Origin of the sequence: Peribacillus sp. NPDC006672, assembly GCF_050274955.1 — a bacterium.
In the GTDB taxonomy this organism is placed as follows: domain Bacteria; phylum Bacillota; class Bacilli; order Bacillales; family DSM-1321; genus Peribacillus.
In genome coordinates this window covers 1-26,521 of the sequence record NZ_JBNNOR010000023.1, presented here as the reverse complement: position 1 = coordinate 26,521, position 26,521 = coordinate 1, and the positions used below count along the sequence as shown (strand labels likewise).

29 protein-coding genes are annotated in these 26,521 nt (G+C 37.3%); 12 read left to right on the top strand and 17 right to left on the bottom strand.

Annotated elements, in window-relative coordinates; all coding sequences use genetic code 11:
* Nucleotides 1-242 precede the first annotated feature (242 nt).
* The 4 genes from ACQKKK_RS23710 to ACQKKK_RS23695 all read right to left on the bottom strand — a co-directional run bounded on the left by ACQKKK_RS23710 (nucleotide 243) and on the right by ACQKKK_RS23695 (nucleotide 4,750).
* Nucleotides 243-1,640 carry an amino acid permease gene (locus ACQKKK_RS23710; RefSeq protein ID WP_427619627.1) on the bottom strand — a complete coding sequence of 466 codons (1,398 nt, stop codon included), beginning with the start codon at nucleotides 1,638-1,640 and terminating at the stop codon, nucleotides 243-245.
* A gap of 354 nt (nucleotides 1,641-1,994) precedes the next feature.
* Nucleotides 1,995-3,512: a histidine ammonia-lyase gene (gene hutH, locus ACQKKK_RS23705; RefSeq protein WP_427619596.1), complete on the bottom strand. Its 1,518-nt coding sequence runs from the start codon at nucleotides 3,510-3,512 to the stop codon at nucleotides 1,995-1,997.
* 120 nt (nucleotides 3,513-3,632) lie between these two features.
* Nucleotides 3,633-4,082: a hut operon transcriptional regulator HutP gene (gene hutP, locus ACQKKK_RS23700; protein WP_427619594.1), complete on the bottom strand. Its 450-nt coding sequence runs from the start codon at nucleotides 4,080-4,082 to the stop codon at nucleotides 3,633-3,635.
* Nucleotides 4,083-4,498: 416 nt separating this feature from the next.
* Nucleotides 4,499-4,750 (bottom strand): GNAT family N-acetyltransferase, encoded by a 252-nt coding sequence (locus ACQKKK_RS23695; RefSeq protein ID WP_427619592.1) that lies wholly within the window; start codon nucleotides 4,748-4,750, stop codon nucleotides 4,499-4,501.
* Nucleotides 4,751-4,773: 23 nt separating this feature from the next.
* Here ACQKKK_RS23695 and ACQKKK_RS23690 point away from each other — a divergent pair, with 23 nt between their 5' ends.
* Nucleotides 4,774-5,055, top strand: coding sequence for a GNAT family N-acetyltransferase (locus ACQKKK_RS23690; RefSeq protein WP_427619591.1), 282 nt, complete (start codon nucleotides 4,774-4,776; stop codon nucleotides 5,053-5,055).
* Between the two features lie 27 nt (nucleotides 5,056-5,082).
* On the opposite strand, the gene pbp4b is transcribed toward ACQKKK_RS23690, so the two are convergent.
* The 9 genes from pbp4b to ACQKKK_RS23645 all read right to left on the bottom strand — a co-directional run bounded on the left by pbp4b (nucleotide 5,083) and on the right by ACQKKK_RS23645 (nucleotide 11,658).
* Entirely contained in the window at nucleotides 5,083-6,453 is a 1,371-nt protein-coding gene (gene pbp4b / locus ACQKKK_RS23685; protein ID WP_427619626.1) for a penicillin binding protein PBP4B, read from the bottom strand.
* Nucleotides 6,454-7,455: 1,002 nt separating this feature from the next.
* The gene (locus ACQKKK_RS23680; RefSeq protein WP_427619589.1) at nucleotides 7,456-7,611 is read right to left on the bottom strand and encodes a hypothetical protein; all 156 of its coding nucleotides are present in this window, start codon (nucleotides 7,609-7,611) and stop codon (nucleotides 7,456-7,458) included.
* A 71-nt stretch (nucleotides 7,612-7,682) separates the two neighbouring features.
* On the bottom strand, nucleotides 7,683-8,333 hold the full coding sequence (locus ACQKKK_RS23675; protein ID WP_427619587.1) for a hypothetical protein: 651 nt from the start codon (nucleotides 8,331-8,333) through the stop codon (nucleotides 7,683-7,685).
* 1 nt (nucleotide 8,334) lies between these two features.
* On the bottom strand, nucleotides 8,335-8,865 hold the full coding sequence (locus ACQKKK_RS23670; protein ID WP_427619585.1) for a sigma-70 family RNA polymerase sigma factor: 531 nt from the start codon (nucleotides 8,863-8,865) through the stop codon (nucleotides 8,335-8,337).
* A 177-nt stretch (nucleotides 8,866-9,042) separates the two neighbouring features.
* On the bottom strand, nucleotides 9,043-9,348 hold the full coding sequence (locus ACQKKK_RS23665; protein ID WP_427619583.1) for a hypothetical protein: 306 nt from the start codon (nucleotides 9,346-9,348) through the stop codon (nucleotides 9,043-9,045).
* Nucleotides 9,341-9,595, bottom strand: a complete 255-nt coding sequence (locus tag ACQKKK_RS23660; protein WP_427619581.1) for an RNA polymerase sigma factor — start codon at nucleotides 9,593-9,595, stop codon at nucleotides 9,341-9,343. Before ACQKKK_RS23660 ends, ACQKKK_RS23665 begins: the two co-directional genes overlap by 8 nt.
* Nucleotides 9,596-9,881: 286 nt before the next feature.
* Nucleotides 9,882-10,715 (bottom strand): class I SAM-dependent methyltransferase, encoded by an 834-nt coding sequence (locus ACQKKK_RS23655; RefSeq protein ID WP_427619579.1) that lies wholly within the window; start codon nucleotides 10,713-10,715, stop codon nucleotides 9,882-9,884.
* A gap of 426 nt (nucleotides 10,716-11,141) precedes the next feature.
* Complete coding sequence (locus tag ACQKKK_RS23650; protein ID WP_427619577.1) at nucleotides 11,142-11,279, bottom strand: hypothetical protein; 138 nt, start codon at nucleotides 11,277-11,279, stop codon at nucleotides 11,142-11,144.
* Nucleotides 11,280-11,493: 214 nt separating this feature from the next.
* Complete coding sequence (locus ACQKKK_RS23645; protein ID WP_427619575.1) at nucleotides 11,494-11,658, bottom strand: hypothetical protein; 165 nt, start codon at nucleotides 11,656-11,658, stop codon at nucleotides 11,494-11,496.
* Nucleotides 11,659-12,181: 523 nt separating this feature from the next.
* On the opposite strand from ACQKKK_RS23645, the gene ACQKKK_RS23640 reads away from it, so the two are divergent.
* Nucleotides 12,182-13,954, top strand: a complete 1,773-nt coding sequence (locus ACQKKK_RS23640; RefSeq protein ID WP_427619573.1) for an oleate hydratase — start codon at nucleotides 12,182-12,184, stop codon at nucleotides 13,952-13,954.
* Between the two features lie 360 nt (nucleotides 13,955-14,314).
* On the opposite strand, the gene ACQKKK_RS23635 is transcribed toward ACQKKK_RS23640, so the two are convergent.
* Nucleotides 14,315-14,905, bottom strand: coding sequence for a hypothetical protein (locus ACQKKK_RS23635; protein WP_427619571.1), 591 nt, complete (start codon nucleotides 14,903-14,905; stop codon nucleotides 14,315-14,317).
* 792 nt (nucleotides 14,906-15,697) lie between these two features.
* On the opposite strand from ACQKKK_RS23635, the gene ACQKKK_RS23630 reads away from it, so the two are divergent.
* The 9 genes from ACQKKK_RS23630 to ACQKKK_RS23590 all read left to right on the top strand — a co-directional run bounded on the left by ACQKKK_RS23630 (nucleotide 15,698) and on the right by ACQKKK_RS23590 (nucleotide 22,989).
* Nucleotides 15,698-16,972, top strand: coding sequence for an IS110 family transposase (locus ACQKKK_RS23630; RefSeq protein WP_427619569.1), 1,275 nt, complete (start codon nucleotides 15,698-15,700; stop codon nucleotides 16,970-16,972).
* A 196-nt stretch (nucleotides 16,973-17,168) separates the two neighbouring features.
* Complete coding sequence (locus ACQKKK_RS23625) at nucleotides 17,169-17,480, top strand: ArsR/SmtB family transcription factor (protein ID WP_427619567.1); 312 nt, start codon at nucleotides 17,169-17,171, stop codon at nucleotides 17,478-17,480.
* Complete coding sequence (gene arsB / locus ACQKKK_RS23620; protein WP_427619565.1) at nucleotides 17,477-18,535, top strand: ACR3 family arsenite efflux transporter; 1,059 nt, start codon at nucleotides 17,477-17,479, stop codon at nucleotides 18,533-18,535. The genes ACQKKK_RS23625 and arsB overlap by 4 nt, the downstream gene beginning before the upstream one ends.
* 11 nt (nucleotides 18,536-18,546) lie before the next feature.
* Nucleotides 18,547-18,963: an arsenate reductase (thioredoxin) gene (arsC, locus tag ACQKKK_RS23615; protein ID WP_427619625.1), complete on the top strand. Its 417-nt coding sequence runs from the start codon at nucleotides 18,547-18,549 to the stop codon at nucleotides 18,961-18,963.
* The gene (locus tag ACQKKK_RS23610) at nucleotides 18,963-19,244 is read left to right on the top strand and encodes a Fe-S cluster assembly protein HesB (RefSeq protein WP_427619563.1); all 282 of its coding nucleotides are present in this window, start codon (nucleotides 18,963-18,965) and stop codon (nucleotides 19,242-19,244) included. The genes arsC and ACQKKK_RS23610 overlap by 1 nt, the downstream gene beginning before the upstream one ends.
* A gap of 1 nt (nucleotide 19,245) precedes the next feature.
* Nucleotides 19,246-19,455 (top strand): hypothetical protein, encoded by a 210-nt coding sequence (locus ACQKKK_RS23605; protein WP_056528883.1) that lies wholly within the window; start codon nucleotides 19,246-19,248, stop codon nucleotides 19,453-19,455.
* A 66-nt stretch (nucleotides 19,456-19,521) separates the two neighbouring features.
* On the top strand, nucleotides 19,522-20,847 hold the full coding sequence (locus ACQKKK_RS23600) for an NAD(P)-binding domain-containing protein (protein WP_427619561.1): 1,326 nt from the start codon (nucleotides 19,522-19,524) through the stop codon (nucleotides 20,845-20,847).
* A 51-nt stretch (nucleotides 20,848-20,898) separates the two neighbouring features.
* Nucleotides 20,899-21,381 carry an N-acetyltransferase family protein gene (locus ACQKKK_RS23595; RefSeq protein ID WP_427619559.1) on the top strand — a complete coding sequence of 161 codons (483 nt, stop codon included), beginning with the start codon at nucleotides 20,899-20,901 and terminating at the stop codon, nucleotides 21,379-21,381.
* Between the two features lie 651 nt (nucleotides 21,382-22,032).
* Nucleotides 22,033-22,989 carry a patatin-like phospholipase family protein gene (locus ACQKKK_RS23590; protein WP_427619557.1) on the top strand — a complete coding sequence of 319 codons (957 nt, stop codon included), beginning with the start codon at nucleotides 22,033-22,035 and terminating at the stop codon, nucleotides 22,987-22,989.
* Nucleotides 22,990-23,298: 309 nt separating this feature from the next.
* Here ACQKKK_RS23590 and ACQKKK_RS23585 read toward each other — a convergent pair whose 3' ends face one another.
* Together ACQKKK_RS23585 and ACQKKK_RS23580 are read right to left on the bottom strand one after the other, a co-directional pair.
* Entirely contained in the window at nucleotides 23,299-23,508 is a 210-nt protein-coding gene (locus ACQKKK_RS23585; protein WP_427619555.1) for a hypothetical protein, read from the bottom strand.
* 283 nt (nucleotides 23,509-23,791) lie between these two features.
* Nucleotides 23,792-24,007, bottom strand: coding sequence for a hypothetical protein (locus ACQKKK_RS23580; protein WP_427619554.1), 216 nt, complete (start codon nucleotides 24,005-24,007; stop codon nucleotides 23,792-23,794).
* 208 nt (nucleotides 24,008-24,215) lie between these two features.
* Here ACQKKK_RS23580 and ACQKKK_RS23575 point away from each other — a divergent pair, with 208 nt between their 5' ends.
* Nucleotides 24,216-24,824: a hypothetical protein gene (locus ACQKKK_RS23575; RefSeq protein ID WP_427619552.1), complete on the top strand. Its 609-nt coding sequence runs from the start codon at nucleotides 24,216-24,218 to the stop codon at nucleotides 24,822-24,824.
* 831 nt (nucleotides 24,825-25,655) lie between these two features.
* Here ACQKKK_RS23575 and ACQKKK_RS23570 read toward each other — a convergent pair.
* A complete protein-coding gene (locus tag ACQKKK_RS23570) occupies nucleotides 25,656-26,177 on the bottom strand; it encodes a DUF4871 domain-containing protein (protein WP_427619550.1) in 522 nt (173 codons plus the stop codon).
* Between the last annotated feature and the right edge of the window lie 344 nt (nucleotides 26,178-26,521).

The following is a 26,521-nucleotide window of genomic DNA, read 5'->3' as shown; positions in this document are numbered from 1 at the left end:
GCCAATAAAAAAATCCCCTCCCAGGTAGATTATTTAATCTACCTGGGAGGGGATAAAAAAGGGATATCCCTTAAATGAAATTGATATTGTGCCTATTGATTCAATCATCTCCAACAGTTACTTCGGCTCAATTAATTGGCATCAACTTCAAATTATTGATTATTTTGTTTCTTTGGCGGTAAGGAACCTTGTCATTTCAAGGCCGCTAAATTTCTTAACAAAGAAAGTTGAAATTCTTATGTCTATTTTGCATTCCTGTGTTCATCAAAATCAATCTGACACTCCTCTAGCGGAATTACTTTTGTTTTCTTAATAAATTTATAGCCAAGCCACATCACCAAAAATAATGGGATGCCAAGATAGCTAGCAATTACACTTGCCCACTCAATCTGATCTCCGATAAAGGCTTGATAGTTTTGCGCCATTAAAACGAAAAAACAAAGGGTAAAGGCAAATATCGGTCCGAAAGGAAACCATTTTGATAGATAGGGAAGATCGTCCAGTGAATGCCCTTGAGCAATGTATGCTTTTCTAAACCGGTAATGGCTCGCCGCTATACCCAGCCAGAATATAAATCCAGTGACCCCAACTGCATTCATCAGCCAAATATAGATAACTCCATCACCGAAAACGGAAGCAAAAAATGCCAGCATCCCAACAAGTGAGGTCACAATCAGTCCCCAAATGGGAACGCCGCGCTTGTTGAGCTTCCCAAAAATCCGCGGTGCCAGCCCTTCGTTTGCCATTGAGTACAACATTCGGCTTGTCACGTAAAGACTTGAATTACCAGCAGATAATACAGCCGTTAAGATGATAGCATTCATCACGGAAGCAGCAAATGCCAGTCCCACTTTTTCAAATACCATCGTAAACGGGCTAACCATGATTGTGTGTCCCTGCAGGCTGCCATTCGTATATGGAACGATCAATCCAATAACAAGTATCGCAAGGATGTAAAAAAGGAAGATCCTCCAAAAGATGCTGCGAACTGCACGAGGTACATTTTTTGCCGGGTCTTCACTTTCACCGGCTGCCACACCGACTATTTCTGTCCCTTGAAAAGAAAAACCAGCAGCAATGAAAATACCCAATGTTGCCAAAAAGCCACCGGCAAACGGAGCGTCACCAACTGTGAAGTTTTTAAAACCAATCGCCTCTCCGTTCATGATCCCGAATATCATCAATATTCCGACAACGATAAAAATGATGATGGTCGCCACTTTAATGAGTGAAAACCAATATTCCCCTTCTCCATATCCTTTAACTGATACGTAATTCAATAAGAATATCAAAACTAAAAACAAAGAACTCCATAAGAATGACGGGCTGTGAGGAAACCAAAACTTCATAACCATTGTTGCGGCAGATAGTTCCGCTGCAAGCGTCATCGCCCAGGTGAACCAATAGTTCCAACCAAGTGCAAACCCTAGTGCCGGATCAATGAATCGCGTAGCATAGGTACTGAAGGCTCCACTGACTGGCATAAATGATGCAAGTTCTCCGAGACTTGTCATAATAAAATAAACCATGATACCGACAACGGTATAAGCGACCAAAGCCCCGCCAGGTCCTGCAGAGTGAATCGCCGGCCCGCTACCGAGAAAAAGCCCTGTTCCAATTGCACCGCCCAACGAAATCATCGTAAGGTGGCGCGCTTTTAGCTTTCTTTGTAAAGTATTTGACGGCTGGTTTTGCTCATTTTTAACAAACGGCTGCAATTGCCTATTTTCCAAATTGGATTCCCTCCAAAAATGCATATTTAATCTAGCACGAATAAGTAAAGTGGATTATTCATCAATAGTTACTTCTTGCAATTTTTACTATTTCAAAGTCATTTTCTCTTATGCTAAGACCTTTTTGGGAATTCAGGGATCTATGTAGCATTTTCGCAACTATGTTAGGCTTACAAACCCAAGCCAAAGGGCTTATAAGCCTAACAGTTTTTTTAAAAGAATCACCGGATTTTTTAAGATTCGATTATTTCGCACATCATATTATGCCGTAGGTAAACTCCTATGAATAAATGAATTCCAATCGATTTGATGTAACCAGCTTGCCGTTGCTTCAATATCTTTTGAAAAGATACGATCTTGTGTAATGCTTGGAATGAGCTTTCTTGCTTCCGTATAAAACTCTTTTGTAAATGGAGCCATCTTTTCTATTCCACGGTATTCCACCGCTTGCAAGGCACAAATGAGCTCAATCGCCAAAACACGGCGAACGTTTTGAATGATTTGATGGGCGTGTCGGGACCCAATCGTCCCCATGCTTACATGATCTTCCTGGTTCGCTGAAGATGGAATGGAATCAACACTTGCAGGATGTGCGAGTGTTTTATTTTCAGAGACTAGTGAAGCTGCACAATATTGCATGATCATCGCTCCCGACTGCAAGCCAGGTGAAGGACTTAAGAATGGCGGTAAGTCATTCAGTTGAGGATTGACGAGTCGCTCAATCCGGCGCTCTGAAATATTCGCAAGTTCTGCAACAGCAATTTTCATGAAGTCCATCGCAAATGCAATCGGCTGGCCATGGAAGTTCCCCCCCGAAATAACCTTTTCACCATCATCAAAAATAAGTGGATTATCCGTCGCAGCATTCATTTCGATTTCCAATTTTTCTTTTACATAATCTAGGGTTTGCCATGATGCACCATGCACTTGCGGGATGCAGCGAAGCGAATAAGCATCCTGTACCCGCAGTTCTCCTTGCTTGGTGATGAGCTGGCTGCCGTTGATCATGCGGCTGATCCGTTCCGCGACCTCTGTTTGCTGGCGGTAACCGCGTGCTAGGTGAACATCCGCATCAAAAGCATCTTCAATACCGCGTAATCCTTCTAAAGTCAGTGAAGCAATCGCTTCAGTTTGGTGGGCCAGCTGTTCGGCTTCAATGTAATTGACGAGTCCCATCCCCGTCATGGCCTGTGTTCCGTTAATTAATGCAAGACCTTCTTTTGCTTTAAGTGTCACCGGAAGAATACCTTCTTTCGATAAAGCTACGATGGCCTCCATTCGCTCTCCTTTATAAAACACTTCCCCTTCTCCCATCAATACTAGCGCCAAATGAGAAAGAGGTGCCAAGTCACCACTTGCCCCAAGAGAACCTTGCTGAGGGATGACCGGATGGATATGAGCATTCAAAAGATCGATCAGACGTTCAATGACAACAGGACGAACGCCGGAAAACCCTTTTAATAGTGCATTGGCACGGAGAAGGACCATTGCTCTCGAAACTTCCTCGGGAAATGGTTCCCCGACTCCGCACGCATGGGAATGAATCAAATTCCACTGTAACTGCTCTGCGTCCTCTGCATCAATCAAAACATCGCTGAACTTTCCAAAACCTGTTGTAATACCATAGACGACTTTCTTTTGTTTCACGATATTCTCAACCGCTTCCCGGCTTTTTTCCACTTTCTTAACACTCTCGGCTGAAGCAGAGACAAATGCTTCCCCATATAATACTTTTTTCGCTTCTTCAATCGTTAAAGTTTGGCCCGTTAACATAATCATTTCCTGCACCCCTATTCTTTTTTTAACAAACAAAAAGGAGGCCATATTGACAGACTTATCCAGTCTTTCAATACAGCCCCCTGTTTCACTAAATAACTATAACTATAGGCTTTTAATTATTTAAATGTGGTTAATTCCCAAGCCAACGGCTTCATGTTCAAATCCCCGAACTGGTGCTCCAATCGTTCCATACACGGCGACTGCAATCCATTCACCTTCGTCCCCGCTTTTAAAAGGCCTGCCCCGAACGATTGCAAACCGAAGGCCTGCCGTCCTCAAAAGACCGCCAAGCTCGACTTGGCCCCGTGTCACGCCTTGGAGTGCTTCGATGATCGCATGATACAGCGCATGCATTTCACGATACATATCGGGATTGACTAATCCAAGTCTTTTAGCTGATGTCTCAATGGCCGCAACTATTTTCTGCAACTCCATTGAACCGACTTTACCTTTTCCATAAAGCCAATCCATCCGCTTAAGATCATTCGTCAATATGACTTCTTCCTCTTCGTTCGCAAACGCGTACATGATTGCATGGCGCCCGATTCTTTTGTCGAATTCCTTTGTCATGCAAGTACCTCTTTTTATAATTTTCTAAATAGACTAATAACTAAATATTATTGTAAGCGGATACAGTCTGTTCGGTCAACATATTTTTTCATTTGTTTTAACATTTCTTTTTGGGGCTAATGTTCATCTTCTCTAATTACCTGCTTATCATATCGAAAACGCTACCTTGATAAGCGCTTCAGGCGGTGATAGTAAAGCATCAAAAAGTTGGTTCCCCGCTTGCCTTTTGAGACACCAAGAGGGTCTTGGTGAAGTGAGTCTATCAACTCCTTACCCTCCCTTCTGTCCGGTACCGTTGACAGGCGCCATTGTGTCGCACTTGGCCACGTTTATAAAAACAAAATCACCGTTCAGAGTGAACGGTGTAAAAAATAAGTCTTGTTAAACTACGCACCCGTCAGTTGAAGATGACACTTTTATTTGTCTAAACATAAAACCATATGTTCTTCGTCATAATAGACACCATTTACTTTTAAAGCTTTTTCCTCAAATCCAAAAACCTTGAAACCTAAGTTTGTGTAAAGATTTTTGGCTTTTTGATTACTTGTTACTACTGTCAAATTTATTTTCTCGACATCATCTATCTCTTTCGCTTTATTTATAGCTTTCTGATGCTGAAAGTTATTGGGCATTAAGGATAGAAGGATTAAAACACTATCCAGAAGCATTTGCAACAAGCTATGAGGAAGCTATGAATAAGGAGAATCCAATAGAGCAGGTTGCTAATAATTTAAAAACCAAAGGAAATTTTACCTTTGGGGCATTTGATGACTACGAGGAACTCATTGGGGTGGTTACCTTAGTTCAAGAACAGCACAAAAAACTACAACATAGGGCAAATATTTTCGCTATGTATGTAACTTCGAAGAAAAGTGGATTGGGTGTTGGAAAAACATTATTAACAGCTTATTTAAGACAGTGTCCCACATACATAGTCAAATTGATGGCCCCGATATCCAGACTGCCAAATTGACTTCCTTACGAAACATATTTCCTCTTATTACTTCGTTTCCAATGCATCATAAATCGCAGTTACAACACTTCCATAGCTTCCTGTTTTGAAGAGGTCACCGAAAAACTGATTGGAATTGGCTACAGGGTTAACGAGCGGTGAATGCTTTTTATTTGTAAGTAGAACAATCCCTAAATCTATTTCAGGATCTATGATCGTGACCGTCCCAGTCCATCCAGTATGTCCGTAAGCACTGTCACTAGCATAAGGGCTGAACATCCACTCCATGCTAGCATCGCCATTTCGTCTCCACCCAAGTCCATAAGTAGGATTCATTTCGGAAGGTGCAACGAATTCATCGATTGTTTCTTGATCAAACAACGTATGTTTACCGTAGCCCCCGCCATTCAGCATCACTTGCAGGAGGACAGCGAGATCGCTTGTGGTCGAGAACAGACCTGCATGACCCGAAACGCCGCCCATCGAATAAAAGGCTTTTTCATCATGAACTTCACCTTGAAGTGTGTATGTGCGAACGTTAGGAAAATCAATCACGCCATCCCGCGTGTTCCCAAGCAATTCAGTTGCCGCAACATCCTTTGGCTTAAAGCCTTTTTGAAGGGGGTTGAACTTTGTATTTTTCAAATTAAGCGGCTTGTACAATTCATTTTCAACATAGGTGTCAAGCTGCTGACCCGTGATTTTTTCAACAATGGCGCCGAGCAGCATATAGTCGACATCACTGTAAACATTCTGTGTTCCAGGTACATATGTCAGCGGTGTTTTGGATATGAACTCAATGGTCTTATCCCGTTCCTGTGAAAAAAGGTCTTTCGAAACCTTTGGATTATGGTATTGCGGATCTGGTTTAAAACCCGCTGTATGATGAAGAACATCAATAATCCTCAGGGTATCCTTTCCTTTGATCACATCCGCTTCCATGTCTTTGAATTCAGGAATGTATTGCTGAACTCTTGCATGGATATTCAACTTGCCTTCACTTACTAATTTCTGAATAGCAAAATTAGTTGCATACATTTTCGTGTTTGAAGCAAGGTCAAATAAAGTGTCCTTTTCCATTTTCCGGAACTGTTTAAGAGGCGTATATCCATTAAATTTCTGTTTGTACCCATAGCTTTCATTTTTAACGATCTTACCGTCCTTTATGACAATCAGGGCAGCACCAGGGAAACCGGCAGCCACTTCCATTTCAATCAGCCGATCCACCTTTTCCAGCTTTTTAGATAAAAAGCCCGCTTCTTCTGGTTTTTTTGCTTTCGTTAACACAGGATACTGGCTGGCAGTTTCCTTACTCACAGGAACTTCCTGATTTTCATTTTCTTTAGCAAAAGACACGGAAGGTACAAGTAATGAGAGTGCCAGAATTGAACTTAGTGTGCAGCTTGTCCATATATTCATCATTTTCCCCCTTTGATATCGTACTTAGAAAACAAGAAACGAACAACTTTACCCTTTGACTAATATCGAAAGAAATAAACTGGATTTAATGAGTTAAAAGAATATTTCGATTAATGAGGTGAATTCTTTACTTCCGTTCTATTACAAGGATTCATATTCCCATAAACTCGTAATTACGTATCCTTTCCGTTCCGGTACAAGGGTTGCGATTAGGATGTCTTATTCTTGAACCACTTTATTTCGCAATTTTTTTATCAAGTATGGTTAGGATACTTTCCCAAAAGCGGTAAATATACTTATAATTCCCAATTTTCAGTATATATTATCTCAAACATAATTTCAATTTGATATCTGAGTCTTTAAAATTATATTTCAATCATGAGCATAAGCCCTCAATTACAATGTAGGAGGAAAAGTAATTATTGAACTAAAATTATCCACATACAATCGGGCTTTCCATCGAGAGGTATATCTTCATTGATATCTATTTTACCTTAAGAATTGCTTTGTCCTCATCTCTATAGGTACCTACCCATAATAATTTTTCATTCATCTAATTTTGCAGCAAGGCCATACCACATTACATTTACTAAGACCCTGCAATGTACGAGGTTCTCGTTAAAACCGACACTGTAAAATCACGGTCTGTTTAAAGGCAGCCCCAATGTTGAAGAAGAAGCGGGTACCCGGTACCTTGTCCACCGCCAAGATGGTCCTCAGCCTGTACAAAACATGCCCTTCTACTATTTAATTGGATTATTCATTTATAAAAAAGATTGATCATTTTTGTGTTCCTTAATCAACTAACGCTTTCTTCACAAACTATAAGAAATTTCCTAAAGAAGAACGTTAACATTATTGTTAACGTCCCCCTTGCTTATTTAATTAATCATTTATGTTATAGACTAATACTTCGAATAATTTCCCATCAGCATAAAGTAATATCGCCCATTCTCCTGCCGTTGGATGTTTACAAGGTGTTTGTGCATCTGCTCCATTATTCTATCCTCCAAGACCTATCGTCCAACCTGTTATTAGGATTTGTTTGACAGTCCCCGTTTCTTTGTGAAAACCAACGACCGTTAGATTGGTCTCTTTCGGATTTTCAATCACCCAAAGATGCCACATCCACTTTTGGGTGATGTTTATGCTTGGCATATCAGCACCAATAACATCTGATTTATTCTCATTCCCTAAGATATTATTACGTAAATCCTAGGCTTTTCGGTTCAGTTAAAAGGTAGGAATAGTTGAGGTAATATTAATTTGTTTTGGTCTCCAACTGGCAATACTACATCACCATATAACTTCTTATCAAAGAAGACTTCAAATTTCCAAATTCCATCTTCTGGTACTACTAACATTGTTGTAAACCTGCCTAAACTTGAATATCCAGGGGAAGGTTCGGTAATTTTTTTTGAAGGTAATACATTTATACGCCCACCTGTCTCTCTATTGATTGCGTATATTTCTATTTCTTTTCCCTTATAGGTATCAAAAGGTTCCTTAAAACTAAACAAATAGCCATAAGGTTTACCGGCAGAAAGGTAAGGATCTGGGGAAACACTGAACAGTATCTTACTATTCCTTGTGTATGCATCTCGAACCTTCCATTCGCTTTCAAGAGTCTGCTTGGCTCCTTGATTTACACCGCTATTAGAAGATAAATTGGCTAATAAACCTGTATAAAACAATAAAACAAATAAGGATGCTGCCAGAGTGGTGATTAAATAAATAGATAAATTTGGTTTTCTAATCACATTTATTTCTTGCTGGTCAAGTGAGGCTCTAATCTTTTTTTTCTGTATATCTGTAAAGTGTATACCTTTGTGAGTGGAAGAATTCATTGCTTTCCGTAAGTTACTAAGTTCTTTCTCCATTTTACTTCCACCTTTCCATCAATGCTTTTAATTTCATCCTTGCCCTATTCAGTCTAGTTTTTATTGTATTTCTATTTTTCTTCAAGATTTCACTTATTTCTTCAATCGATAATTCCTCATAATAATATAGTGTTATAACCTCACGATATTTAATTGGTAGTACTAAAACACAAGTAGATAAAAATTCCTCTTCACTACTCTTCATTATGGACATTTCCGGTGATAATTCTGAAGATTTCGTAAGTGTAAGCAGGTCAGAGTTCGTAACAACTCTTTTAAAAATTGAACTCTTTAATAAATCTTTACACTTGTTTATTGTGATTCTAAATATCCAAGCTTTTAAAGATACAATTTTATCAATGTTTTCATATTCTTTGTAACAAGTAATGAATACATCCTGAACTATATCTTCTGCAAGATTCCAATCCTTTGTATAGTTATAGGAAAGCTTTGTTAATCTGTCACCATATTCATCCATTATTATTTCAAACCACGCGTTTTTATTTTCTGGATTTACATTTTCCTTACCCATTAAGCTTATACCACCTCATTTCTCACTTAATGCTAAGACGACTGAGTTATGTATTGGTTTCATTTTTTATTTTAACAATAAAAAAGCTACTCTACTGAGTAGCTGTAACATTAAGTTAAATAAAAAATATCCACTTATCCTTATGGAACTAAACTGCCCCGTTTGTTCTTTATGACATTATGTTAAGAATTGAAGCCATTTGTGTTCTGGTTCGTGCAATTGTATAGCATACTGAAGCCATTTTTTCCTCTGATTATCTAGTTTACCTATTATCTCCATAAAGTCTTGATGGTCTTTTTCTCTTGTGTTTTTTACTTTATATAAAAGTACAATTTCTGGATTTAGATAAGGAATGCCTGTATCAGAATAACTCCAAACTGACTTAAGTGGATGGGAAATCGTTAATTCCCTTCTGAATTTCCAATCATTTTCCTTTGTTTCATTTAGAAGAACTTCTAATTTATCTCCATTTGACTTATTCAAAGCGTGTATTTCGTGAATAGGTAACTCTAAAAACTTTTCTTAAGCTATCGTAATATTTATTAATTGCTACTCTGTAAAGCCACGCATCAACATACTCTTCCTGAAGAGTATCTAGATATTGCACAAATTGAAAAGCCGTCTCTTGAACAATGTCTTCCGCATCCTCTTTGATCGCTCCCATTTTTAGCAAAAAGAAATACACAGCCTTCAATTTTTTATTTAGGTACAAGCTTAATTGTTCATCCATGACCACCCTCCTACACTATTAACGATTGAGTATTCGATAAGTAAACAATAATTATCAAATTTTTTCATAAAAAAAGATAGCCTTCTGCAGAAGACTACCCAACAAAGCTATATAAATTATTAAATAATAACTGAACTTGCTATGTTACTTGAATAACTCCCTTTAAATTACCTAATTCGATGTCCTTCTAAATATCCCCTCTTATTGCACTATCCTGCCCCGTTAGTTCTTTAAGAAAAGCGATTCTTATTAAAGAATAGCGCCCGTTTCTTCCTTTTAGTTCAATTTATTCTCGTTTTTCTAACAATAAGGCGATTGTTTGACTACCTTCATTATAAGTTTCACCAGAAACATCATTGTAAATTTCTTTTACAGTAAACCCTACAGCAGTAACCTCTTTGATAAATAATTCTTTTGTGAAGAATTGGTACCAAATGTAGTAAGTTTCTGTTTTATCATCGGTAACCACCGTTGTTTGCTCTAATGTTACCCTATCATGGTATTTAAGGTTTCTACCGATTGCTATATAAGGATCTTTCGACCAGAAACCACCATTTTCGCTAAGGTTCCAATATTGTTCTTCTTTGAACTCATCAAATTTGTTTTGCGAGAAAACATCTAATAGCAACTGTCCACCATTTTTTAAGCTATTCCAAATGTTATAAATTAATTTACTGCGATCTTCTGATGCAAGGGCACCATAATCACAATAAATCAATAGGGCTAAGTCATAGATATTTGAATCATCTAATGCCATATAATTCTCATAGCGATATTCAATATCAAGTCCTAGTTCTTTTGCTTGTTCTTTGGCATAATGAATTGAGTTTTCAGAGAAATCTATCCCTGTTACCATATAACCTTTTTTTGCAAGACGCTCGCTATAAAGACCTGGACCACAACCTAAGTCTAATACTTTTTGATAAGATTTTCTTGGAGCAACTTGTTGAATAAAATCAATAGATTTGTCAATAAACGCAAAACTTCTACTAGCTCCTTCCGTATCAGGACTTAAATGAGCTTCTAGTAATCGTTTGGCAATATAAGGATCTTGCCAAAAAGCCTTATCTGCTTTTTCAAATCGTGAAGGTACGTACAACTGGTTTAATAAATCTTTCATGAAACATCCTCCTAAAAATTTTAAAACACAAAAAACCGCAGAGGTTTACTCTGCGGTTAAAAAAGAGAATAAGTCCGTAGAGTAAAAAATCAATAGGCACACTAAATAAACATACAAAAATGCTTATTTAAGTTTGCTTCAAATTGATTTTTTTACTCTTTTCCAGTCATAACAAAGTTCGTGAAAATTAAACTTCTGCTATGCCGAACTTCTTCACCTAGCTTTCTTGTGTTTCCGTAAACATAACAGACAATAAACTATGAAGTCAACCATCAAATTTAACCTCTTATTCGAGAATATTGCCCAATTGTTGAATAAAGGTCAAAGAGCACTCCTCAACTATCCTGCCCCGATAATTGCATAAAGAAAGAGCTACCTTAAAGACAGCTCTGATCTTCAGCTAACGCACCCGTTAGCTGAATAAATCTATTTGAATATAAAGTATAGAACAATTGCTCCAACTATAATAATCCCTCCGATTGTGGGGCTACCATAAAACGTTCTATTCCATCCATCATCAGTATCCATTTTGCTTTTTTTACGTTTACCTTCATCATTTCTCAATGATTTCACCCCTGATTATTCACTTCGGCTTTGACATTTATCTTTATTACGATTTAACCGATTTAAATTTTCAAATTCCTAAGTTCTTAAACTATCCTGCCCCGATAGTTGCATAAGAAAGAGCTGTCTTAAAGACAGCTCTGTTCTCCATGCACCCGATAGTTCAACAAGAAAACAGCTTAATAATAGAGTTTAGAGTTTTATTTCAAAATTATTATTTTTCCCTAAGATGATTTAATAGTGCAATAGCTAATAAAAGTATTGATAAGCCAGTCCCTGAACTATCAGGTCCTTCATCGAAGAAAATTGGAGAAACAAAGTGATTTAAAACTGTAATGATTACAGCTAATGTAACCAAAGAAATATTTGTTATCTTCAAAGGAAAAACCCTCCTATTAAGTATCGAAAGCAAGTGAAAATTTTCCTTTTAAATTATAACTCTTATGGAAATATCCTGCCCCTTAAGTGCCATAAGAAAAAGGCTGCCGAAGCAACCCAATTTATCGAACTAACGAACCCGTTAGTTGAAGTAATAAAGCGACTTTACTTTTATGGCAGTATGTGTCTTTAAGAACTACATCGTTAGTATTTGTTATCTCAATATTTTCTTCGCTAATTGTTACTTTTTCTGTTTTAGAAACAATCTTCACGCTTCTTCCGCCACAACTCGTGATCGTACACATTACAGGATAAGGCATTGCCTGACTCCTTTTAAGAAAAAGATATCGATAAATAATTAATGAAAAATGTCATGAAGTGTTATGTCAAATAAGAACGGGTATGTATACCTATAGTTTACCTTTAAAATTGAAGATTTTGTTAATTCGGCTCACGATTCACCATGATTATGTGAGTTTATGGTACGCTATATTGGAATAATAACTTATGGAGGCGATGATATTATGTATTACAGTAATGGTAATTATGAAGCTTTCGCACGTCCAAAAAAACCCGAGGGTGTTGATGAGAAATCAGCGTATCTTGTTGGTTCGGGGATAGCCTCACTTTCAGCCGCATGTTTTTTAATTCGTGATGGCCAAATGAAAGGAGAGAATATTCATATTCTCGAAGAGTTAGATATCTCAGGAGGTAGTCTTGATGGTATTCAAAATCCGACAAGGGGTTTTATTATTCGTGGTGGTCGAGAAATGGAAGATCATTTTGAATGCTTATGGGATTTATTTCGTTCAATCCCATCTTTAGAAATAGAAAATGCTTCTGTTTTAGATGAGTTTTATTGGTTAAATAAAGAAGATCCTAATTATTCTAAATGTAGATTGATTGAAAAAAGAGGACAAAGACTTGAGGATGATGGGAAATTTACATTATCTGATACAGCATCTGAAGAAATGATTAAATTATTTTTTACTCCTGAAGAGAAATTAGAGGATAAAAAAATTACGGATGTTTTCTCCGAAGAATTCTTTGAATCGAATTTTTGGCTATATTGGTCCACGATGTTTGCTTTTGAAAAATGGCATTCTGCAATGGAAATGCGTCGTTACATTGTACGTTTTATTCATCATATTGGTGGATTACCTGATTTATCTGCTTTGAAATTTACAAAGTATAACCAATATGAATCTTTGGTACTTCCTATGATTAACTATTTAGAAAAGCATAATGTTGATTTTCAATATAATACAGTTGTAGAGAATGTTTTGGTTGATAGAGTTGGTGACAAAAAGGTAGCTCATACTTTGGTGTTAAAACAGAATGGTGAGAAAAAAAATATAGAGCTAACGGAAAATGAATTGGTATTTGTTACAAATGGTAGTATCACGGAGAGTACAACTTATGGTGACAATAATACGCCAGCCCCTAAAAGCTCTGATTTAGGAGGAAGTTGGTCTCTTTGGAAAAATATCGCTTCCCAAGATTCTGAGTTTGGTAGACCAGAAAAATTCTGTGATAACCTTCCTAAAGAAAGTTGGTTTGTTTCAGCAACACTAACTACATTGGATGACCGGGTTGCTCCTTATATTGAAAAGATTAGTAAAAGGGATCCATATGCTAGGAAGGTAGTTACTGGCGGTATTGTATCTGCTAAAGATTCTAATTGGATGCTAAGCTATACGTTGAACCGACAACCTCATTTTAAAAATCAACCAAAAGACCAATTAGTCGTTTGGATTTATGGTTTACTATCAAATAAACCAGGTAATTTCATTAAAAAAAGTATCACGGAATGTACTGGAATCGAGATTGCACAAGAGTGGTTGTACCATATGGGCGTACCAGTAGATGAAATACCAGATTTAGCACAGAATTCTTGTAATACAATTCCATGTTACATGCCGTATATAACATCTTACTTCATGCCTAGAGCATTGGGAGATCGTCCTTTAGTAGTCCCAAAAGGATCTGTTAACTTAGCCTTCATTGGGAATTTTAGTGAAACAGAAAGAGACACTGTATTCACAACTGAATATTCAGTAAGGACGGCGATGGAAGCTGTTTATCAATTATTAAATATTGATCGGGGTGTGCCAGAAGTATTTGCATCTGCTTATGATATTCGGACTTTATTAGGTTCAACCGCTCGCTTACTAGATGGTAAAAAATTAACAGATGTAGATGCTCCATTTATCTTAAAACAAATAGGTAAATTAGGTATTCATAAAACGAAGGAAACAATAATCTATGATTTACTCATAGAAAATAAATTGATTTAACAAACTTACATCAAGTATTGTAAAAAACTGATAATTTCTAATGAAAATTTAGATAAAAAGCGGCTTGTTGATTACTACGATAATCACAAGCCGTTTTTATTTACCAACTAATATACTTTAAAAATTATAGTGACAATAGACTAGTTAAACTCTGTATTGATTTTGATTATCCAAATAAGTTTAGAACTATTGTAAACAAAAGGAACCCATACTTAGTTAAATACTTCAGTATTCCCCCTTCTTTTTTCTTCAACTAATTGCCCCGATAGTTGCATAAAGAAAAAGGCAGCCGCAGCAACCCCACTAACGCACCCGTTAGTTTAAGTACATTTCTTCACAAACTTTGTTTTTTAAATGACTCTAATCTGCTATAGCCTTAGTTTGAACAGAGTTACATAACGTAGGATCAGAAAGTAACTCTGTTAATTCGCTTAAATATAAATAATGTTTATCGCATTGTGAGGATTCAGGTATTCTTTCCCCCTTATTAATCATTTCTAACATTGGAGAGGAAAGAAGAACTTCAACAATAAGTAAACCTGATTCTTCTAAGTTTATTTTGAAACCTGCAAATACATCTTGTTTTATGTCTTTAACTGTTTGAATTAGATTTTGTAACTGAGTACCACTAATTGTTATTTTTATTAAAGGAAAACATCTTACCGTAGGTTTTTTTACTATCTTTCTATTCCTATAATCATAAACGAAATAATACTTATCCTGATATTGATTCAGTTTTTGTAATTCATTAGTTAGTAAGTAATATTGGTCAGTAAGTCCAGTTGATAATTGAGACTCTTCTTCACCTACCAATAACGTCAGATTTTCTGGGGAAGAAATTGATATCGTAGTTATTGAGTTTTTTGATATTTTGAAGGTATATTCCATTAATTCATTTAGCTGAGGATTCGATAACTCACCTTTATAGATTCCTATCAGGTATTGATTCATATTTTACACACTCCTTTTATACTTACTAAGTAAATACGATATGTAAATAGAAAATCCTTCTTCAACAAACCTGCCCCGATAGTTGCATAGAGAAAGAGCTGCCTTAAAGACAGCTCTGATCTTCAGCTAAGCATCTGTTAGTGGAATACCAAAAACTACCTAACATATTGAAGAATTAACTGATAAAATGCTACGCAAAGTCCTAAAATACACGCTTTCATTTTAGATGGGTGGTTTCTTTTACTGCGAAACAAGTAAAAGAAAACTAATATAAAACCCAACGGAATCCATAACTGAAAGACACCTTCTTTTGTACTGCGAGAAAAAATTGGAGCAATGTAAGTGCTTATCAGAAAGTAAAAGAAAATCGTAAATCGTCTTGTTTCTAATTGCTTGCTCCACCTTACTAAAAGGAAAATAATAATTATTGCGATAATCGTAATGTGTAAAGGGGGTAGCACAATAACACCGTTCCCAAATTTGAATTCCAATCTGAATTGCCCTCCTTTTTTTAAAGTGTATCACCATTTATGGGGTAATTTGGAATCTTTTTATTTGAAGTCATATCTTCCTTCGTAAATTTCATTTAACCATATTCCTTATTCCACTAACCTACCCCTTTAGTTCATTAAGGAAAAAAGCCACCAAAATGGCAGCTCTGGATCTCAACTAACGCACCCGTTAGCATTCCTGTAGATCGTTAAATATCAGGTTTGAAAAAAATAGAGCCCCTCAGTAAGATATGAGTATAGAGTCCAATCTAACTCAAAGTCTTAAGGAGGAAGCCCTACTATGAATTTTAAAATGCAAAACAAACAAAATCAACTAATTGAAAGAATTTCGGATCAACATCTAGTTGTTGGTGTGGATATCGCCCAACACGTACACGTGGCCCGTGCTGTAAACTATCGGGGCATTGTGGTCGGGAAACCTTTGTCTTTTGAAAATAATGAAGAGGGTTTTACTAGCTTACTAAACTGGATCAAGGAACTAAAACACATGAAAAACTTAGACACCACGATAGTCGGAATGGAACCTACCGGTCATTATTGGATAAACCTTTCGAAGTGGCTAGTCAAACAAAACATGGATGTCGTCACGGTCAATCCTCACCATGTCAAAAGAAACAAAGAAAATCGTGATAATACGCAATCTAAAAGTGATAAAAAAGATGCCCTTGTCATAGCTGATATGGTGAAGAATGGCTACTATGCCTTCGTTCGTTCCACTTCAGAATCATTTGAAGAACTTCGTGTCCTTATGGCTAACCGAGATGTGATCGTTAAGCGTCTTGTTAGCTCCATCAACCAAATTAATCGCTGGGTGGATGTTGTCTTTCCCGAGCTCCGGGAAGTGTTTAAAGACGTATCATGTAAAGGGGCAATCGCAACTCTACGCCTCTTTCCTACCCCAGCTGAATTATGTTCCTTACAGCCTCAAGATATCGTAACCGGGTGGAAATCATGTATGAAGCGACATTCGGGGCATAAAAAAGCCCATTCCCTGCTTGCGTTGGCCAAGCGTTCAATTGGTACGAAACAAGCCCTTGATGCGTATAAACTTCACTTGGGACAGTTATTAGAGGAATATGATCTCGCTTCATCCCAACTCGAAAGAGTGACGCAAGAAGTCACAAACGTCTTGGAACAGATTCCATTCGTTAAACAATTACTTGCCATTAAAGGAATCAGCGAGATTTCACTAGCGGGCATCTTAGGAGAAGCTGGAGATCTGAGTGGGTTCGCTCACGGGAATGCGCTCCTTCGTCATGCAGGATTACATCTAGCTGAAGCAAGCTCTGGGAAGTGGAAAGGCCAAATTGTTCTTTCCAAACGTGGAAGATCACGCCTGCGGCGTTACCTTTTCCTTGCGACCATGAGTCTGGTGATGAATAACCCTGAGTTTAAAGCCCTACACTCAAACAACGTTAAAGTGAAGAAGATGAAGAAAATGAAATCCATCATGAAACTATGTGGAAAACTCGCCCGTGTCCTAGTAGGGATTGCTCGTAATGGCTCTGCCTATAAACCGGAAATGGTCTTCCCTCTTGAACAACTAGCAGCGTAAATTTACATTCACATTATTATTAACGAAAGTTGGCTTATTCGTGAGCATTATCTATTAAACTGAGGGAGTTCATAAACTTTAAATAAGCCATTTGAAGATACATTATTTGTATCTTCTTTTATTTATAAGTTGCAATTTGAAATAAAAAGCCATAATATAAGTATATTCTTATACAACAATATTAAGAGGTGATGAAATGGATCTTCTTTTACTGGAGAAGCAATTAAAAGCAGTAGCAGATGGGAATCGATTAACACTCCTTTCTTGTTTGAAAAGTGGAGAAGTATGTGTATGTGATTTAGTCGATGTACTTGGCTTATCACAGCCTGCTGTCAGTCAGCAGCTAAAAAAGCTAGAAGAAGCCGGTATTATTACCGCACGTAAAGTGGGAACATGGAAACATTATCGATTAGCAGAGGACCAAACACCTGTTATGCAGACGATACTCGCTCAATTAGAGAAACAAGTGACATGTCAGTGCGGGTCTGAATGTGAGGTTGTTTCATGAGCGAACAGTCTCTAACAAAACAACTTTCCTTTTTAGATCGTTATTTAACTTTATGGATCTTTGTAGCGATGGCAGTCGGTATTGCTATTAGTTTACTCATTCCGGATTTTAAAGAATTACTAGATGTGGCAAGTGTGGGTACGACGAGTATCCCGATTGCTATCGGACTCATCATTATGATGTATCCGCCATTAGCGAAAGTGAAATATGAAGAAATGTGGCGTGTGTTTAAAGACGTAAAAGTATTAGCCTTATCACTTTTCCAAAACTGGCTACTTGGTCCGTTTTTAATGTTCTTCTTAGCGATTATCTTCCTGCATGACTACCCAGAGTATATGGCTGGACTCATTATGATTGGTCTGGCTCGTTGTATTGCTATGGTTATTGTTTGGAATGACCTTGCAAAAGGCGACAGAGAATATGTTGCTGGCTTAGTGGCGTTTAACTCAATCTTTCAAATTCTAATGTATCCGGTATTTGCATGGCTATTTTTAAATGTAATGCCTAGTTGGTTTGGTTTGGATACATTCAATGTTTCGGTATCAGTTTGGGAGATTACAAAGAGTGTTCTCATTTACTTAGGAATTCCATTTGCAGCAGGTATGTTAACACGTTTTATCGGGCTTAAAACGGTGGGCGAGAAAGTATACGAAGAAAAGTTTTTACCTAAGGTTTCACCGTTTACACTTATCGCCTTATTATTTACGATTGTGATGATGTTTGCACTAAAAGGCGATAAAATCGTTGAACTACCTTTAGATGCACTACGTATTGCCATTCCGTTATTCATTTACTTCATCATCATGTTTGTTGTATCATTCTTTGCTTCACGTAAGGCAGGTGCAGGTTATCCGGTAACGGCTGCACTTTCTTTTACAGCAGCTAGTAATAACTTTGAGCTAGCTATTGCAGTGGCGATTGCAGTGTTTGGACTTCATTCTGGGGCAGCATTTGCTGCTGTGATGGGGCCACTTGTAGAAGTGCCGGTCTTAATTGGGCTTGTAAGTGTGGCTTTACGTTGGCGAAAAAAATACTTTAAAACAATCAAGTTATAAGGGGATTTATGATGACTAAAACACTATATTTTTTATGTACTGGTAACTCGTGTCGTAGTCAAATGGCTGAAGGTTGGGCAAAAAAGTTGTTACCCAGTGAGTGGCAAGTTTTAAGTGCTGGGATTGAGGCACATGGCTTAAATCCTAATGCAGTAAAGGCTATGCAGGAGGTAGACATTGATATTACATCGCATACATCGGATGTCATTGACAAAGAGATTTTAAACAGTGCAACGCTTGTGGTAACGCTTTGTGGGCATGCAGATGATCATTGCCCTGTAACGCCACCACAAGTAAAGAGGGAGCATTGGGGTTTCCCAGATCCTGCAAAGGCAACAGGGACAGACGAAGAAAGATGGCACGTATTCCAACAAGTACGTGATGCGATTGGTGTACGCATTGAACAATTTGCAAAGGAGCAAGCATAATGGATGTTTCAGTTGAAGGAAAAAACTATTTAAGACAAGTGATTGAAGAATCAGAAGTAAAAACACTTCGATTTTACGGAATCGCCGGTTGTTGTGGAGTGAATCTTGGTGTTGGATTAGATGAGGCACAAGCTACAGATGAGGTCGCATTTATCGAAGGGATTCAAGTAGCTGTTGATCCACAAGTGAAAGCACAATTAGAAGGTGTGACGATTCATGCGGAAGAAGAAAATGGTGAAATTGGTTTAGTATTACTAGGTTTTAACCCAACAAGTTGCTAATATGCGTGTCCATCATTCAGGGGCGTTAAGCAAAGAATATTTCTATGCGTATATGAAACTTATTTTAGCAACAAGAACTTCTTCATTTGAGGAAATGCGCCAGATGATTGAAACACATTTTTTCAAAGGTGATTTAAATCAATACGGAGCTCATACGAGAACACAATATAAACTAGCTTTACATCAAATTGAAGATGAAATAAATAAGTAGCCTAATGCTACCTATTTATTTCATTTCACCACTATATAAGTAAATTCTTATTTAAGGGGAGCTTTTATGATGAAAACATTTAAAATTTTAAATCAGCAGGCATGTTGTGATCCTTCGACAGGTTGTTGTACGCCGGAATCGTCATTACCAGTAGCCATTATCGGGGCAGGCCCTATTGGGTTAGCTGCTGCTTCTCAACTGGCTGCAAGAAAACAGCCTTTTCTCTTGTTTGAAGCAGGAGACGAAGTAGGAGCAAACATTCGTTCATGGGGACATGTGACACTATTTTCTCCTTGGCAATATAACATTGACGTATCAGCCAAAATGTTACTCCAACAAACGGATTGGCAGGAACCAAAAGGCGACGAAATCCCAACAGGCAATGAATTAATCGACTTTTATTTAAAGCCCTTAGCTGAACTAGAACAAATAAAACCATTCATTTATACAAATCATCAAGTGATTGCCCTTACACGTCAGCAAAACGATAAGATGAAATCAAAGAGTCGTAACGATCAGCCGTTTGTTATTTATACAGAGGTACAAGGAGAACTGAAGACATTTGAAGCGCGTGCAGTGTTAGATGCAACAGGTACATGGGGGAATCCAAATCCTGCACAAGGAAACGGTGTCTGGCTTCCTTCTGAAAAAGCATTAAGTGAACGAATTGATTATCATATTCCAAATGTAGAAGTAAACGCCTCGCTGTATGCGAATAAAAAAGTTGCCGTTATTGGTGGTGGGCATTCCGCCATTAATTCATTGCTGAATCTAGCTGAGTTGAAAGAAAAGTCTCCTGACACAGACATTACATGGATTTTACGCAAAGAGAGTGTCGAAATGGCGTATGGTGGAGAGCAAAATGATGAACTTATGGCACGTGGAGCATTAGGCTCGCGTATTCATCAACTTGTTGATGAAGGAAAAATTCAAATTGTCACACCGTTTTTTATTTCATCTTTAAAAGAAACAGATAAAATTTCAATTATTGGTACACAGCGTGGAGAAAATATGGTTTTAGAAGGTTTTGATCGCTTAATCGTCAATACAGGCAGCCGTCCAAACCATACGATAAACGGAGAGCTTCGTTTAAATATTGATTCAACAACAGAAAGTGTGACAGCACTAGCTTCTCTAATCGATCCAAATGAGCATAGCTGTGGAACAGTAGAGGCGCATGGTGAGGCCATTTTACGCCAGCCAGAGCAAGGATTTTATGTCGTAGGTGCGAAAAGCTATGGTCGGGCTCCAACATTCTTAATGGCGACTGGCTATGAGCAAGTTCGATCGATTGTTGCCTTTTTAGCTGGTGATGAGGAGAGTGCGAAGCGTGTTGAGTTAAGCCTACCTGAGACAGGGGTATGTAATAGTGGTGCAGGTGGTTGTTGCTAATTTTAAGACTGCTAGTGGAAGCTAGCGGTCTTTTTAAAAAGGGGGATTAGAATGATACGTCAAATGAAATTAGCCGATTTAGATGCAGTACTATCAATTTATGGAGAAGGATTAAAAACTGGATGTGCAACATTTGAAACAACCATTCCTTCCAAAGAAAAGTGGGATTCATCCCAACACAAAACATTGCGATTTGTTGCAGAAGCCGGGGAGCAAGTAGTTGGTTGGGTTACGCTATCACCTATATCGACCCGTCAAGCGTATAGTGGAGTAGGAGAAATTAGTATTTACGTTCGTTCCACTTATAGAGGGACAGGTGTTGCATCATTACTTATGGAAAAAATGATTGAACAAAGTGAAAAAGAAGGCTTTTGGACTTTGCAATCTTCTATTTTCGCTATAAATAAACCAAGTATTACATTACATAAGAAAATGGGATTTCGAACAGTTGGTACCAGGAAAAAAATTGCACAGTTATATGGGCAATGGCATGATACGGTGATTATGGAAAGAAGAAGTGAGAACATATTTTAAGTTTAGATGTTTTTAAGGAGGCTTTCTTCAAGATTCGATATACAAATTAAATACTTATTATCAACTTTACATTTTGTCTTATGCGACAAAAAAGGCACCTTCGCTTTATGGAACTCCCTCAGTTTGATACGAATATCTCTCGAATGCTCACTTATTCGCAGAAAATTTCATAACCCTTGTAATTGGACTTCCGAGTAATTTAAATGAGATCAGATCATTTTGGTTTCGTGAAGGCATAGATAAAGGAGCCAGCTGCCACCATATTTCACCAGATAATGTACATCTCCACGCCGCCCCTGGAGGCCTTCATCGGGTCAATTGCCCTCTCATTCCTTCGTCATGCCTATCCAAGGGGTGGAGGCCGCTATGGCTTTTTTATTTTCTTTCAAGCTTTTTTTGGGTTGTAAACAAAGTACGTGCATAATAAATTCCCGTTTGCCTTGCCCGTACTGCTACTCAAACGTAGTCTCATCTATCCTCACCTTAGTATTTTTTTAGATACTCGATGGAGTCCTTCCTTGGATGTTTAGCTACATAATCCGGCTCCTGAAGGATTTCAGGTCAAAGAGGTATTCATTACCCATACTATAGACAAAAAATAAACATATACTTAATGATACTTATGATCAGATTAGAAAGGAGAAATCAGCTTTGACAAAATATCGGATTATGTCCTTTGATGGAGGCGGTACCTTAGGTGCTTTAAGTTTACAACTTTTGAACAGACTGGCTCAGCAAAACCCAAAATTAATTAGTCGAACCAATGTTTTTTCAGGAAATTCAATCGGTTCATTCACTGCCCTTGCGTTAGCAAGTGGAAGATCGCCCAAGAAGACACTCCAGTTTTTTAAGGATAAAATCCTGCCGGCATTCAGCGTTTCCCGACCAGGTGGACCTGTTTTTAACCAACAATTACCATATTCTGGTTTCGTTAAAGCGGTGCAAACATTTTTTCCACCAGATCTTCTCCTCAAAGACTTAAAAAGACGAATTGTTGTCCCTGCATTTCATTTATTCTCACCGGAGCTAAATCGTTGGACTCCTGTGTTATTCCACAACTTTCCTGGCTCTCCCAATTTAAATGAGAAAGCGAGTGATGTAATACTACGAAGCAGTGGTGCTCCCGCGACGCAACGAGCCTATCAAAACTACGTGGATGGGTATACAGTAACAACTAACCCCAGTACAGCCAGTATCGCGTTTGCAGTGGGGAAAGCCAAACAGCCGTTGGATCAAATTGCGGTATTATCCATTGGAACAGGTGAAGAGCCGACTCAATTAAGAAGAGATACGGAGGGGTGGGGGATGGTGAGTGCAGATAACATACGCCCTGAAAATATGAAGAACCTTCCCCCAAATTGGGGAGTTCTTTTGGACCGATCTCCCAATGAACCCTTACTGCCATTTCTACAGATTGTCGCCAGTGGATCCGGTTACTATGAATCCATGGTCAGTTCTCAGCTTCTAGGAAATCGTTTTTTTCGGTTAAATCCAAGAATCCCTAATTTCTCCAAAACGGACCCATCTGTAGTTCCCGCTGTAATTTCAATTGCTAACAAAACAGATTTACAACCTGCAGTTCAATTTATAGAGAAAAACTGGAATTAATGAAATATCCCAGAAATCTGATTGGGTGATTGAAAGCATTTGGATTTTTTTATAGAAAAACAGCCAGATCCTGTCTGTTTTTCTTTATTTATTTATTTATTTATTCAGTTCTTCTTCAACTATACTGCCCCTTTAGTGCCATAAGAAAAAGGCTGCCGCAGCAACCCCTATTAATGAACTAAAGCACCCTTTAGTTTAAGTACAATCTTTCACAAACTCTGCTTTTAAAAAGCAGGCTATGTTAAACTTTATTATTGTTATATAAAAAGTTAAAAGACCTTCTACTTGAAGGTCTCTCTAAAAAAGTGGTTAGTAGATGTAATCCATTATTTTTTGATAACCAAAGGGTAAAACTGAAGCTACTATTAAACCTATTACAATCGAAGAAGTTGCAAAAATGATAAATTTCCGAAGTGATATTTCATTCCTCTTATATCCAATAATTAATACCTTAATCATAGAATAAACAGTTATAAATATTATAATCGCTGAAAAGACACTTGCCAAAATTACCTCCATAGTAACCCTCCTTCACACCAATCATTTAACTAAATTTTACCACTTGAATTAATGAATAGATATAAAATTTTGTTCATTTTGTTAGTTTAATTATATCGTTCTTATGCTCGTTAAAAGATCCTCTGTATTAAGAATATTTCTATTTTCTTAAGGAACTAACCTGCCCCTTTAGTTCCATAAGAAAAGGAGCTGCTGATCAACTCCTGGTAATGAAGTTCTATAAGAATTTTTGTAAAGTTGACACAAACTGTGTAATAAAAAACGTTTAAAACGTCTTGAAAAATTATTTACGTTTCTTATTTTCACGAATGCAAAAGATAACAATCTTTGTTATCCCTGGTTCATAACTGTATTCATTTCTTCTTACTATGTAACCCCATCCATTATGAATCAAAGTATCCCCTTCATTCGGGATAAATATAAAGCCATCTGATGTGATTGGTTCAGGAAAAAGATACTTATCATCAGCCATATCAAAATACAATAGTTCTGTTTTCATACTCTCACCTCAACTATTACTACGTTTTGGTAGTGATCAAAGTTTCATTGCCCCTTTAGTTCAACAAGAAAATCCGGTTTATATAAACGGATAGAAACGCGAAACTTAATTCTGTATGCTAAAAATTTACTTGTTTAATCTCCACTAAAGGGATTTAATGGGTTGTGAACCAAACTTAAAAATCCCCTAACAGTTGGAGGTAGTTTGTATGAAACATTGTATTTATTTAAAAAACACTGAACCTGAAGTTACTTTTCTTTCAGAAGAACACTTATTTCCAGCTGGAATCGGCGGTAAGAAAAAACTTCCGCAAGAATATGTAAGTCACGATTGTAATAATGCCTTTTCCAGTATGGAGTTAGAGTTCATGAGGAATTCCCTTATTTCCATGCCTCGTCAATTTTATGGTCCAGGGAAACGAGGGAAATTAACACCAAGTAAAGCCACAAAATCCAATATATCGCTTATGACTGACGTAAATGATCCCAATTCTATCGGATTTGGCTACATTAGTTTAGGCCAACCTTTCAGCATTTCGAACATAAGGGTTAATACGAATGGCACCATTCAATTTAGTTCAGACCAGTCCTTTGGTGATGCACAAAATCAACTAAGTGATTTTGCTAGAAAACTAGAAAGTTTCAACGATACTTATATACTTCATGAGAATGATCAATTCGGACCCTATTCACTCAACAGTTTTCACCGTACACGCCCTTTACCTAAAGGCTTGTCCTTCTACATAAAGCCACCCCTATGCGACAAGCTGAACGTGTTCCCTAGCACCGTAATGCTAATGGCTACCACCCGAAGGTAGTTCTCACCTTCCCCCAACAGATGAATAGGAATCCATTGAGGGTTGCCCACTTTGTAAGAGTATACTAGGTACTCTCTGCACGAACGCAGGCTATCCAATCAGTTTTTAAGGTGCTTTCAGGCAATTGCACCTGAACAGTTCACAAAAAAAGGCGCTACCCCAATAACCATAAAAACCACTCTGCAATAATTAATAGCAGAGAACTAAATATTATGAAAATATATTTAGTTTTTTTATTATAAATATTGACATTTTTCACCCCCCCTTATGGTTATAATTGTGTAATTTTACATGGTAAAAATAGGGGGGAGGTTATTTTGTTTTAATCAAAAAATCCAATTTTGGTAGGTGAAAGAGAATGAATAAAGTATCAGAAGATATATTGAAAATATGGTTAAAAATCCCTAGATGGTTCAGACTTTTCATAATTCAATCTATTACAATTTATTTGATTTGTATTGCTTTACTTAAAGGAATACAAGTTTTATTTGATTTAGGATCTCTGGGATTAAAGGAATTGTTTATTTGTTTAATAGCATCGTTAATTATATTAATTGCATTTACGAAACTTTCTAAAAAGACATAAAGACATTGTGTAATGCTATGTTGAAAATGAAATTTACAGTTTTTGCCCCGAGGGACTCTACCTATCTATCTGTATTTCTCATTATTTTTTTTAGATAAGAATGTATAATAGCCCTGCTGAAACGGCCATAGTTTTTTAATTCTAAGGCAGTAATAAATTAATTTATTTAAAAAGATTTTATAAAGGGAGTTTGTCATATGAAAAAGAAAATGATTAAAGGCAGCCTTGCACTTTTATCTTCTGGTTTATTTTCCCTTTATATCCATAACCAATGTATCGAATAATTTACCATCAATATAAACTAAGAGTGCCCATTTCCCTGCTTTTGGTAGCTCGACATTCGAAGGCAAACTCGCATCTGCTCCATTAATTTTACCACCACCGACACCAGCCCTAGACCAAGCCCCATCACTTAAAACAGGAATTATATTTGAAGTATCTTGGTTGTAACCAACGATTGTTAATTCACCTTTATCAATCCCCCAAAAATGCCACAACCACTTTTCCACTTTATTTGGTTTTAATTCTGGTCCTATTATGCCAAGTTTATTTTTGTTTCCAACCATATCACTACTACCTGTGTCAAATTCGGTAGCCGTCCTATCCCAATCAATCTTTTCAAAATCTTTTTCCGTTACAAAATTGGGAATATCTTCAGGAAGGCTGAGTTTAGTTGGATTTTGAGGTTCTTGAACCTTGGTTGATGTACAACCACCTACAACAAATAAACATAAAAATAGTGCTACAAAAAGGCTTTTTATTTTCAAGAAGTTTCAGCTCATTTCTCTTTTTCTTCCGATTATACCATTAAATGACAAACTTTTAGAATAGTTATATTACATATGCTTTTTCACTATCCTGCCCCGATAGTTCCATAAAGAAAGAGCTGCCATAATGACAGCTCTGATCTTCAACTAACCACCCGTTAGCATTCCTGTAGATCGTTAAATATCAGGTTTGAAAAAAATAGAGCCCCTCAGTAAGATACGAGTATAGAGACCAATCTAACTCAAAACCTTAAGGAGGAAGCCCTACTATGAATTTTAAAATGCAAAACAAACAAAATCAACTAATTGAGAGAATTACGGATCAACATCTAGTTGTTGGTGTG

Excerpts from the sequence above, each read along its gene's own strand:
- ACQKKK_RS23710 (WP_427619627.1), bottom strand. The coding sequence starts at position 1,640 with ATGATTTCGTTGGGCGGTGCAATTGGAACAGGGCTTTTTCTCGGTAGC.
- hutH (WP_427619596.1), bottom strand. The coding sequence starts at position 3,512 with ATGATTATGTTAACGGGCCAAACTTTAACGATTGAAGAAGCGAAAAAA.
- hutP (WP_427619594.1), bottom strand. The coding sequence starts at position 4,082 with ATGACAAAGGAATTCGACAAAAGAATCGGGCGCCATGCAATCATGTAC.
- ACQKKK_RS23695 (WP_427619592.1), bottom strand. The coding sequence starts at position 4,750 with ATGCTTCTGGATAGTGTTTTAATCCTTCTATCCTTAATGCCCAATAAC.
- ACQKKK_RS23690 (WP_427619591.1), top strand. The coding sequence starts at position 4,774 with ATGAATAAGGAGAATCCAATAGAGCAGGTTGCTAATAATTTAAAAACC.
- pbp4b (WP_427619626.1), bottom strand. The coding sequence starts at position 6,453 with ATGAATATATGGACAAGCTGCACACTAAGTTCAATTCTGGCACTCTCA.
- ACQKKK_RS23680 (WP_427619589.1), bottom strand. The coding sequence starts at position 7,611 with ATGCCAAGCATAAACATCACCCAAAAGTGGATGTGGCATCTTTGGGTG.
- ACQKKK_RS23675 (WP_427619587.1), bottom strand. The coding sequence starts at position 8,333 with ATGGAGAAAGAACTTAGTAACTTACGGAAAGCAATGAATTCTTCCACT.
- ACQKKK_RS23670 (WP_427619585.1), bottom strand. The coding sequence starts at position 8,865 with ATGGGTAAGGAAAATGTAAATCCAGAAAATAAAAACGCGTGGTTTGAA.
- ACQKKK_RS23660 (WP_427619581.1), bottom strand. The coding sequence starts at position 9,595 with ATGGATGAACAATTAAGCTTGTACCTAAATAAAAAATTGAAGGCTGTG.
- ACQKKK_RS23655 (WP_427619579.1), bottom strand. The coding sequence starts at position 10,715 with ATGAAAGATTTATTAAACCAGTTGTACGTACCTTCACGATTTGAAAAA.
- ACQKKK_RS23640 (WP_427619573.1), top strand. The coding sequence starts at position 12,182 with ATGTATTACAGTAATGGTAATTATGAAGCTTTCGCACGTCCAAAAAAA.
- ACQKKK_RS23635 (WP_427619571.1), bottom strand. The coding sequence starts at position 14,905 with ATGAATCAATACCTGATAGGAATCTATAAAGGTGAGTTATCGAATCCT.
- ACQKKK_RS23630 (WP_427619569.1), top strand. The coding sequence starts at position 15,698 with ATGAATTTTAAAATGCAAAACAAACAAAATCAACTAATTGAAAGAATT.
- ACQKKK_RS23625 (WP_427619567.1), top strand. The coding sequence starts at position 17,169 with ATGGATCTTCTTTTACTGGAGAAGCAATTAAAAGCAGTAGCAGATGGG.
- arsB (WP_427619565.1), top strand. The coding sequence starts at position 17,477 with ATGAGCGAACAGTCTCTAACAAAACAACTTTCCTTTTTAGATCGTTAT.
- arsC (WP_427619625.1), top strand. The coding sequence starts at position 18,547 with ATGACTAAAACACTATATTTTTTATGTACTGGTAACTCGTGTCGTAGT.
- ACQKKK_RS23610 (WP_427619563.1), top strand. The coding sequence starts at position 18,963 with ATGGATGTTTCAGTTGAAGGAAAAAACTATTTAAGACAAGTGATTGAA.
- ACQKKK_RS23605 (WP_056528883.1), top strand. The coding sequence starts at position 19,246 with ATGCGTGTCCATCATTCAGGGGCGTTAAGCAAAGAATATTTCTATGCG.
- ACQKKK_RS23600 (WP_427619561.1), top strand. The coding sequence starts at position 19,522 with ATGATGAAAACATTTAAAATTTTAAATCAGCAGGCATGTTGTGATCCT.
- ACQKKK_RS23595 (WP_427619559.1), top strand. The coding sequence starts at position 20,899 with ATGATACGTCAAATGAAATTAGCCGATTTAGATGCAGTACTATCAATT.
- ACQKKK_RS23585 (WP_427619555.1), bottom strand. The coding sequence starts at position 23,508 with ATGGAGGTAATTTTGGCAAGTGTCTTTTCAGCGATTATAATATTTATA.
- ACQKKK_RS23580 (WP_427619554.1), bottom strand. The coding sequence starts at position 24,007 with ATGAAAACAGAACTATTGTATTTTGATATGGCTGATGATAAGTATCTT.
- ACQKKK_RS23575 (WP_427619552.1), top strand. The coding sequence starts at position 24,216 with ATGAAACATTGTATTTATTTAAAAAACACTGAACCTGAAGTTACTTTT.